Raw genomic sequence first — 9,205 nt, forward strand, 5'->3', positions numbered from 1 at the left:
TACCTCGTGATTTGCTTGATTTATTTTTTGCGGTCTTTATCTATTGGATTAGACATCTCGGGACGCTTCCTCATCATATTTAGCGGAGCACGGATAAAGAAATCCTTCCATTCCCCAAAGTGATAAGGAACGGCCGGTGCAACATAAGGTAGGCCAAAGCTCGAGAGTCTCGCAAGATGGGTACATATAAGGAGAAAGAACATAACCACGCCAAACAATCCGAGTACAGCTGCGCTAAACATGGCAGCAAATCGCAGAATTCGCAGTGTGATGCCGGCACTATAGACAGGGATCGTAAAGGAGGATATGGCGGTAACCGCAACAACGATGACCAGGAATTGGCTTATAATTCCTGCCTGTACGGCTGCCTGGCCGATAATCAGACCTCCAACGATACCTAGCGAGGGTGCAATCGGCTTAGGTAAACGAATGCCAGCCTCCCTCAATATCTCGATCGAAAGTTCCATGATCAGTACTTCGATGATTGAAGGAAACGGCACTCCCGTCCGCGTTTCAATGATCGTCAATACCAGCTTGGTTGGGATAAGTCCCGGATGGAACGAGATAAAAGAGATATAGAGCGCAGGAGCGAGCAAGGCCAGCATGGCGGACATAAAGCGCAGCATTCGCAGGAATGTTCCAGGAATCCATCGTTCATAATAATCCTCGGGAGATTGGAGCAACATGCTAAACGACACTGGCACAATTAAGACAAATGGCGTCCCATCCAATAAAATAGCCACTCGCCCTTCCAGTAAAGCACCCATCACCCGGTCTGGTCTTTCTGTATTCAACACTTGTTGAAACGGACTGAGCGTATTGTCTTCGATGAGCTGTTCAACATACCCAGATTCCAACATGGAATCCATATCCATCTCTTCAATTCGCTTTTGGACTTCCGCCACGAGATTAGGATCAGCAATATCCTGAATATAGGCAACAGCCAAATCTTTCTTGATCCGTGAACCTACTTCATACTTCTGAATAAAGAGGCTCTGATCACTACCATACCGACGTAAAATACCTGTGTTATCACTTAATTGTTCAGTAAAACCAATTCGGGGGCCACGGAGCAACCCCTCTGACACCGGTTCATTCACACCACGTGTTTTGATCTTATGAGCTCCAATTAACAGAGCCCCCGGCAATCCATCGACCAACAGTGCATTTTTGCCAAAAAGCACGCCAACTGCGACCTCTTGGAGGGACTTGGTCTCCTCAACCAGACTGACAGGTAGTAATTGCTCTTGCAGGTAGGCCGACAGTAAATGCGCATTATCCGGATGCAGGAACCCCTCCCGCTTAAGCTCTGGAACGCCTTCCAACATTAACGGTGTAATCAGGTGATCATCGATTAAGTCTTGATCTACCAGGCCTTCGGTATATATGACAGCTGCCCTTGTATTGGTACCTCTAATGGTAAATTCCCGAATGTGAACATCAGCATTTTGACCAAAGCTTTCTCTTACACTGGTCAGATCCGTATTGTACTTGCCGGTTAATTTAATATTGGCATATTGGCCTGTTTCGGTTCCCTGACCCTGACCCGCGGTAGCAGGAGAAATATCTTTCGAGGATATGGAGGGTTTCTCGGAACGAGAGAAGGTTCCACGCTTAATGGCGGCATTGATCCACCGCATGGTTACTGTAATGCCGATCGGTATGATAAGGACCAAGAATGCCTGAATCCATATGGTCCAATCCGGCACGTAGGATACAATTGTTGACCACATGTTCCCACCCCAACATTTCTCTGCATGATGAAGCTGCAGGTATTCCCAAGTATTGTGTCCCCGTTTGATCACAATAATTCCCGTTTTTTTGTGTACTGAACGACAAAAAAAACGGTTCCTGTGTAAGGAACCGCTATTACTATATATTCTTATACGATTCTGGTCACATGCTCCGCTTTGGCATCCAACAAGTGAGCCGATGCAGCAATTGCTGTAAAATCATTCAGAGCGATCTCAATCTGCTTCTGGCTCTGCTCGACATATTCTTCTACTTTTTTGGTACCGCCTGTGATATTACCTATCTCCTTTGTTATTCCGGTAACGCTATCACGAATCTCGTTAATCGAACTCTCCACCATTGCGGATAGTTTCTTAACTTCTTTAGCCACGATATCGAATCCTCGTCCAAATTCTCCTGCATGTGCAGCCTCAATGGCAGCATTCAACGCGAGCAATTGCGTCTGAGACGAAATCTCGCGTATCGTTCGTACCACGCCCTGAATCGATCCGGCCTGTTCCTGCAAATGAGTCAGCGTTGCACGGTTAGTAGCGGACACCTCTGAGATATAGGAGATACTGGACATTAATTCCTGGCTCCGTTCAATGCCTACATCTGCCTGCCCATTTAGTTCATGAGACATCGCTTTTAGCTCATTCACTACGACCGAAATGTTGTTCTGACGGTTGGTAATGTTGGTGGCGATTTTGGAGACACCCAATATCTTCTGATTTGTCTCATCGTACACCGGCATATATGTCGCCTCAAGCCATACGGAATTTCCCTCTGCATCCTTGCGTTCAACCTTGTCCTGGAAGCTGACACCATTAAATATGCTATTCCAAAAAGCATCATAGTCCGGGGTATTTGCAAATTGACCGAAGCATAGTTGCTGATGCTTCATGCCGTACATCTCATCTACCGTATATCCCATCGTCTGGGCAAAGACTTCATTCACGTAGGTTACCCGGCGATCCAGATCGAATCGAATGATAGCAAGACTTTTCTCCATCGCCTTGATGACCATTGCATCGGTGACAACATCTTTCTTTTCCATATCTAATACAGACACTTGATAACCCCCACAGTTCATTCCATAATAGACAGCCTTTAACTAGCAAAAAACGATCATAACAACATATGTATCCATCAGGTTCTAGATGACTCTACTATTGATACCCGATTTGCAGCATTTTGGATCACCTGTTGTCGTTTATTTTTTCTAAAGAAAATCTGCTCCACCTCATCCGCTGGCAATGGCTTGCTGTAGTAGTATCCCTGCACTTTATTGCAACCTTGTTCAGTCAAAATATATAGTTGTTTCTGCGTTTCAATGCTTCTGCAATATCCTGGATAAAAGGCTTCCATCATCATATTTTTGGAGCATATTCATCGTCCAGAAAAGAGATGTTATAACTTATATTATCCGTAAAATATCTCGGTATCTACTTGTACGTATCGTAACATAAGGCAAAAAAGGATACACTTCTGCACTTGTAACGTATTTGTAACATAATTTCTGTTTTGTAGTAACTGTTTAGCGCCTTTATACAAGAAAAACAGGACGATTTGTCGTACATCATTCTGTTTCTTATCCAGTCTCATCTTTATTTTTTCGTGGTGTCCAGCGCTTCGTTTCACTGCACAAACTGAACGACCTTGCATAGAAACCGAAAAAAGAAGAGCGCATGATATCCATGGCTCTTCTTTTTTTGATGTTTTTAAGTTAGTTACAGGTTTTACATACCGAGTGCTTAACCGGGGGCATGAACTCATTTTAAAAATTGTGCACAGTGACACACAGCTGAATCGCAATGCCAAATGGGTCCCGTACAATGCCATAACCTGGGCTGAATTCATTTTGTTCGTACGGCACCAGTTCCTTCACACCCTCATGTTGCATCAGAGAATGATACAGTTGATCGATTGTATCTTTGTCCTTGGATTGAATACATAGTGACGTGCTGTTCCCCAGCTGCCAAGCTCTCTCCGTGTCCATTGCTTCTTCTGCAATCATGACTTTGTTAACCCCAATCTCCAGCACCGAATGTGTAATATACTCATCCTGACCGGCAGGGTACTCGAAGCCCGGGTTCATCTCCTTCATCTCTTTATAACTTTTCTTGAATATCACCTTGGCGCCCAGAAACTCCTCATAAAAGGCAATGGCTGCCGCCGCATCCCCGTTCATCGACAAAAATGGTATCACTTCAAAATTCATTATATTGCCTCCTTGTTCCTATTGGATTACACTTATCACTATAACAACGAAAGGTGCCAATCCATGGCACCATTAAGAGGTTTGATATGAAAAAATCAGAACGTATGAACCAGATGCTGCGCTTCATTAATCAAAAACAACAGTTCACCCTGCAAGATCTCATGCAGGAGTTCCAGATCTCCAAACGAACCGTGTTAAGAGATATCACTTCATTGGAAGAGTTAGGTGCGCCCATCTATGTCGAATATGGACGCTACGGCGGATATCGACTGCTGCAACAGATGCAGCTGCCTCCCATTTCGTTTAATACGGGTGAGCTTCATGCCCTTTATTTTGCAATGCAGGCTCTCCGCAGCTTCTCCAGCTTACCCTTTCAAGTCTCTTTCCGGACCATTCATGAGAAATTTATGAGCGCGTTATCCGACAAGCAACGACAGGATATTGAGAATATCCAACACCGGGTTTACTTCCAACATACCGAGCAGATCCGCGATAGTGCACATTTGGAGTTTCTGTTGATGGCTGCTGTGCAGAATATAGTGATTCAGATTACGTACGTTAGTCAGCGTAGATCCTCTGATCAAAGGTTATCTTCTGCAAACACCAATATCCGCACCATTCAACCCATCGCGCTTTATGCCAAGAAAGGCTATTGGTATTGCCAGGCGTATGATCTGCATAAACAGGCCTACCGTGTATTCCGCTGCGACCGCATCACTTCAACCGAAACAACGGAGATTGAACCTCTAACTCATGTAAATGAACGCTATTCACAGGATGCCCAGTCTCTATGGAAACCATCGGAACAAGCAACTCCGTTCAAGTGCCTGATTGACGAAGCCGGGGTTGAGCTATTCCAGCAAGAACATTTCCCATCTATGCAGATCATCGAGAAGAGGGGACACATGTATCTTGTCGGTTCGTATGAACCTCACGAGCTTGATTTCATAGTGAGATATCTTGCAGGCTATGGTAAATCGATTAAGATTATGGAGCCCATCACCTTACAGAAAGCATTAAGGCAGTACTACCTGGACTTGTTGGATCATGTATAAAGATCATATTTCTATTTCCAGTTTACTTCACGTGCCTTTAGCTCTGCTCCTGGATAACTTTTAAACTTTTTTTATTGCCAATAGCCAATTGAACGATAATCTGCAACACAATGATGATAGCCAAGCCATAAAATGCTTGCACAAAGCTGCCTGTTAGATCACGGAGCCAACCAATCGCCAGCGGCCCAAGTGCTCCAAGAATGTAACCACCAGATTGAGTCATAGCGGACCAGCTACTAGCTTCCTGAGCATTGTTTGTCTCATCAATCGGCAACATGAGTGCAATCGGGAACAGTCCACCTGCACCAATACCGAGCGGGATCGCCGCGAGCCACGGACTGACAGAGAGATTCAGCATCAGGACACCTATTAACTCCAACATCGCACATCCAACAAGCCAGAAGACACGCCTTTGGTATCGGTGTACAAGCATGGGAATGAATAACGTTGAGGGCAGTGATATCAATGTAAATAACGTTTGGATGTTGCCAGCAGTCTCTTGGCTATATCCATGGCTTTGAATGGCTGGCGCAAGCCACGCGGTTAATGAATAGAAGATCGCGGCCATCAGTCCGAAGAACAGTGTCAGCACCCATGCACGCCTGTTCTTCACCGGAAGTGGGGCATGAATGACAGCCGAAGTTTGTCCGGATTGTCTCTCTGTACGCGCAGACCAAGCTAATTTTAACCAGATCGGCAATGCAATGGCTGCGAGTAATGCCCATGTAGCCAAAGAACCTCTCCAAGATCCACCCAACGTCTGCTGAAGCGGAACCGATAATCCCACACTAATGCTGGCCCCCATCACCATTGCTGTAGAGTAGATGCCGACCATGGCTGCCACTCGGTTAGGGAAATACTGCTTAATGAAGCTTGACAACAGTGGCCCTGCCAATGCAATCCCTACACCTGACAGAAAAGAAGTGAACATCATCAACGGAGTTGCGCCTACGAACAATCGTAATCCCGTACCTATCCCAATAAGGATTAAAGCCAGCACAATGGCACCTTCGTTCCCCCACCTTCTACTTAGTCTTACAGAGAATGGAGCGAATATGCCCATACATAATACCGGTAGTGTAGTTAACAGACTGGCGGTCATGCCGCTCAAACCCAGATCATTCTGTATGGTACTCATCAGAGGAGAAATGGAAGTAATCGGTGGTCTTAAGTTCAGTGAAGCCAGAATAAGCGCCAATACAATATAAAAAAGTTTCATTATGGATCACCTCATGGTAGTAGTATCGTTGCCTTCACCAAAGATCCCATTTGTTAATGACAAGATCTTCGGGTGGTGCACGAATTAAGTATAGGATCATTATAATGATTGAACAATACTATTGTTTCTATTAAAATGATTACTAAAACCAATGATTAGAGGAGAATTCATGGAGATTCGTCAGATGGAAAACTTTATTACAGTGTGTGAGGAGCTTCATTTTACACGGGCAGCGGAGAAACTTGGCATATCTCAACCTACGTTGAGTCAACAGATACGTGGATTGGAGGATGAACTTGGTGTTCCTTTGTTTGACCGTGTCGGCAAAAAGATTGTGATGACCCAGGCAGGCACTCTGTTTCTGGAGCACTGTGTACAGATGATCCGGCATTTACAGAATACCCAAGATGCGTTGGCTGAATTTCGGAATGATCAGCGGGGACGATTGGTGATTGGTGTTCTTCCATCCGATTTGGATTACCGCATCACTCCGCTGCTCGTAGATTTTCATGCCCGATTCCCCAAAGTGCAATTGAAAGTTATCTCTTCGATCTATGTCGTAAATCAAGTGTTGGAAAATGAAGTCGACATCGGCATCGAGATCACGTCTGCCCCTGATAGACGGCTTGTACGCATTCCTTTGTGCAGTGAAGAATATGTACTCGTCGTTTCCGAGAATCATGATTGGGCTGAACGAAGCACAATTGAAATTCAGGAGCTGCGTGATATCCAAACGGTGATGTTTCCCGAAGGATTTACGGGCAGAGAATTGGTCGATGGCTATTGCCGTAAATATGGATTCACCCTAAATACCATCATGGAGACCAGTTCTGCAACCTCCATCATTAGCTTGGTCAAAGCCAACGTCGGAGGAACACTGCTGCCTTATCCTCTGATCAAAGCCATGAATGAGCCCACGCTACGTTGCATCCGAATTACAGACGATCCCCCCTACCGGCACTTTGAGATCATCCATCGGTCCGACCGTTACCTGACGCAATCGGCCAAGGCATTTATTGAGAAAACAATCGAGTATTTCAATCAAAGGTGAGATTAAAAGGAGGATAATGAAATGATAATAAGAGAAGTTGGTTTGTTGACACATCAGGTCGAGGCCATAAAAGAGTTTTACGGCACACTACTGGAACTGGATCTTGTGGAGGATAATGCAACACGCGTTTCATTCCGTGCGGGGAACTCGGTCCTATCTTTCAAGAAGCGCCGGAACAAGAGAAGCCCTACTATCATGTAGCATTTACGATTCCAACAAATAAACTTGCTGATGCAAAAAGGTGGGCTCAAGACCGTAACATTCCATTGCTCTCGAAAGATGGACAGGATGAATTTTATTTCCCTTACTGGGATGCAACAGCCTTCTATTTCTATGATCCAAGCGGCAACTTGATGGAATTTATCGCTCACCATTCACTCGATAACGCAGTTGATGAAGCTTTCGAAGCGAAGCATCTGTTATGTATTAGTGAAATCGGTCTGCCTGTCGATGACGTTCCTGAGACGATGAGCACATTGAATAGGCATTATCAACTTGAACCATTTGCCGGAGACGGAAAACAATTCTCCCCCACGGGTGATGCAGAAGGCTTGTTTATTGTCTTTGATAAACAAATGCCCTGGTTCCCAGACGGGCGTATGCCTGGTGTATTTGCCACGGAGGTAAAAGTTGAAACTGGGCAGCCAGGTAGTCTGCGTATACAGGACGATATGTACTCGATTGAATCGATATGATGTAAGAACGTACTGAATGAAAACCTATAGAGGGACTTCCGGCTTAATACTTACCAAAACCATCCTCACACGTGATATCCGATTTAAGAATTTCGTACAGATTTTGTTTGGAATTCTCTAATTTATTTTGTGTTTCTTCAATTTCTGATATTTTCGCTTGGATAATGATTGCTTGATCATTACTTGAAAACCCATGTTTAGAGATCATAGATTGGATCTCATGGATCGTAAAACCAACAGCTAAACATTGTTTGACCACTTCCAGATGCTGAATAATGCTCTGCGCATATATTCGATAGTTATTATGATCTCTCAGCATATGTTCATCCGGGATAATACCTATTTTCTCGTAGTAACGAATCGTGGATATCGGAAGGTTTACATGGTTCGCTACTTCACTAATCTTCATATGGATTTCCCCCGTTTCTTCTTCTTGCTATAAAGTATACTTCATAGTTTACAATCCTCATAGTGAGACAGATGGAGATATAATTTATACCCTACTCTCACCAATATAGATATGAGGAGAGATTTCAATATGAACACAATTACCGGTCAATTCAACAAAACAAATGATTTTGATACCATCGTCTTGGAGCGCCATTCCGTTAAAGCCTACGACCCTGAAGTGAAGATCAGCCGCGAGGAGATGACCGAAATACTGGCGAAAGCTTCACGTGCCCCTTCGGCCATTAACATGCAACCTTGGCGTTTTCTTGTTATCGACAGTGCTGAAGGCAAAGAGAAGCTTGCACCACTGGCCTCTTTTAACCAGACACAGGCACTAACGTCTTCCGCTGTCATTGCCGTGTTTTACGATGCCAACAACGTTGAATACATGGAAGAGATTTTCAGCAAATCAGTGGAACTTGGGTACATGCCCCAAGACATCATGGATATGCAGATGCAGCAGGTGAAACCTTATTATGCGAACATAAACGCATCCGAATTGCGTGATATGAACCTCATTGACTCAGGCCTCATATCCATGCAACTCATGCTCGTTGCCCGTGCTCATGGTTATGATACCAACCCTATGGCCGGTTATGACAAAGGTCAGATCGCCGAAGCGTTCGGCCTGGATAAAGAACGGTTCCAGCCCGTCATGTTGATCTCCATAGGGAAAGCAGCCAAAGAAGGCTATCCTTCCTATCGTCTCCCGGTTGAAACGATTACAACTTGGGCATAATCAACAGCTACTCTCAATGAAGTAATATCTCTTGTATTAAATAG

Annotated in this window: 11 protein-coding genes; 5 read left to right on the forward strand and 6 right to left on the reverse strand. The window is 44.6% G+C overall.

The window, feature by feature from the left end:
• Positions 1–20: 20 nt before the first annotated feature.
• From MKZ13_RS27090 to MKZ13_RS27105, 4 genes are all read right to left on the reverse strand, one after another.
• Positions 21–1,733: a spore germination protein gene (locus tag MKZ13_RS27090; RefSeq protein WP_221820608.1), complete on the reverse strand. Its 1,713-nt coding sequence runs from the start codon at positions 1,731–1,733 to the stop codon at positions 21–23.
• 149 nt (positions 1,734–1,882) lie between these two features.
• Positions 1,883–2,788, reverse strand: a complete 906-nt coding sequence (locus MKZ13_RS27095) for a PAS domain-containing methyl-accepting chemotaxis protein (protein WP_339179638.1) — start codon at positions 2,786–2,788, stop codon at positions 1,883–1,885.
• 92 nt (positions 2,789–2,880) lie between these two features.
• A complete protein-coding gene (locus MKZ13_RS27100) occupies positions 2,881–3,105 on the reverse strand; it encodes a hypothetical protein (protein WP_221820602.1) in 225 nt (74 codons plus the stop codon).
• A gap of 403 nt (positions 3,106–3,508) precedes the next feature.
• Positions 3,509–3,952, reverse strand: coding sequence for a VOC family protein (locus MKZ13_RS27105; protein WP_339179641.1), 444 nt, complete (start codon positions 3,950–3,952; stop codon positions 3,509–3,511).
• A gap of 86 nt (positions 3,953–4,038) precedes the next feature.
• Between MKZ13_RS27105 and MKZ13_RS27110 the strand changes: the two genes are divergently transcribed.
• Positions 4,039–5,007: a YafY family protein gene (locus tag MKZ13_RS27110; RefSeq protein ID WP_339179642.1), complete on the forward strand. Its 969-nt coding sequence runs from the start codon at positions 4,039–4,041 to the stop codon at positions 5,005–5,007.
• Positions 5,008–5,044: 37 nt separating this feature from the next.
• On the opposite strand, the gene MKZ13_RS27115 is transcribed toward MKZ13_RS27110, so the two are convergent.
• Positions 5,045–6,226, reverse strand: coding sequence for an MFS transporter (locus MKZ13_RS27115; protein WP_339179644.1), 1,182 nt, complete (start codon positions 6,224–6,226; stop codon positions 5,045–5,047).
• Positions 6,227–6,395: 169 nt separating this feature from the next.
• On the opposite strand from MKZ13_RS27115, the gene MKZ13_RS27120 reads away from it, so the two are divergent.
• From MKZ13_RS27120 to MKZ13_RS27130, 3 genes are all read left to right on the forward strand, one after another.
• Positions 6,396–7,277, forward strand: a complete 882-nt coding sequence (locus MKZ13_RS27120) for a LysR family transcriptional regulator (RefSeq protein ID WP_083684888.1) — start codon at positions 6,396–6,398, stop codon at positions 7,275–7,277.
• 21 nt (positions 7,278–7,298) lie between these two features.
• On the forward strand, positions 7,299–7,478 hold the full coding sequence (locus MKZ13_RS27125) for a hypothetical protein (RefSeq protein WP_339179648.1): 180 nt from the start codon (positions 7,299–7,301) through the stop codon (positions 7,476–7,478).
• Positions 7,479–7,543: 65 nt separating this feature from the next.
• A complete protein-coding gene (locus MKZ13_RS27130) occupies positions 7,544–7,972 on the forward strand; it encodes a hypothetical protein (RefSeq protein WP_339179651.1) in 429 nt (142 codons plus the stop codon).
• Between the two features lie 43 nt (positions 7,973–8,015).
• Here MKZ13_RS27130 and MKZ13_RS27135 read toward each other — a convergent pair whose 3' ends face one another.
• Entirely contained in the window at positions 8,016–8,381 is a 366-nt protein-coding gene (locus tag MKZ13_RS27135; RefSeq protein WP_221820591.1) for a MerR family transcriptional regulator, read from the reverse strand.
• Between the two features lie 129 nt (positions 8,382–8,510).
• On the opposite strand from MKZ13_RS27135, the gene MKZ13_RS27140 reads away from it, so the two are divergent.
• The gene (locus tag MKZ13_RS27140; RefSeq protein ID WP_221820590.1) at positions 8,511–9,161 is read left to right on the forward strand and encodes a nitroreductase family protein; all 651 of its coding nucleotides are present in this window, start codon (positions 8,511–8,513) and stop codon (positions 9,159–9,161) included.
• Positions 9,162–9,205: the final 44 nt, after the last annotated feature.

The sequence above is a fragment of the Paenibacillus sp. FSL R5-0701 genome, assembly GCF_037973995.1.
GTDB lineage: Bacteria > Bacillota > Bacilli > Paenibacillales > Paenibacillaceae > Paenibacillus.

What these genes read in the sequence shown, in the direction of transcription:
- MKZ13_RS27110 (WP_339179642.1), top strand. Translation starts at nt 4,039, where the DNA reads ATGAAAAAATCAGAACGTATGAACCAGATGCTGCGCTTCATTAATCAA.
- MKZ13_RS27135 (WP_221820591.1), bottom strand. Translation starts at nt 8,381, where the DNA reads ATGAAGATTAGTGAAGTAGCGAACCATGTAAACCTTCCGATATCCACG.
- MKZ13_RS27125 (WP_339179648.1), top strand. Translation starts at nt 7,299, where the DNA reads ATGATAATAAGAGAAGTTGGTTTGTTGACACATCAGGTCGAGGCCATA.
- MKZ13_RS27100 (WP_221820602.1), bottom strand. Translation starts at nt 3,105, where the DNA reads ATGATGATGGAAGCCTTTTATCCAGGATATTGCAGAAGCATTGAAACG.
- MKZ13_RS27090 (WP_221820608.1), bottom strand. Translation starts at nt 1,733, where the DNA reads ATGTGGTCAACAATTGTATCCTACGTGCCGGATTGGACCATATGGATT.
- MKZ13_RS27140 (WP_221820590.1), top strand. Translation starts at nt 8,511, where the DNA reads ATGAACACAATTACCGGTCAATTCAACAAAACAAATGATTTTGATACC.
- MKZ13_RS27120 (WP_083684888.1), top strand. Translation starts at nt 6,396, where the DNA reads ATGGAGATTCGTCAGATGGAAAACTTTATTACAGTGTGTGAGGAGCTT.
- MKZ13_RS27115 (WP_339179644.1), bottom strand. Translation starts at nt 6,226, where the DNA reads ATGAAACTTTTTTATATTGTATTGGCGCTTATTCTGGCTTCACTGAAC.
- MKZ13_RS27105 (WP_339179641.1), bottom strand. Translation starts at nt 3,952, where the DNA reads ATGAATTTTGAAGTGATACCATTTTTGTCGATGAACGGGGATGCGGCG.
- MKZ13_RS27095 (WP_339179638.1), bottom strand. Translation starts at nt 2,788, where the DNA reads ATGGAAAAGAAAGATGTTGTCACCGATGCAATGGTCATCAAGGCGATG.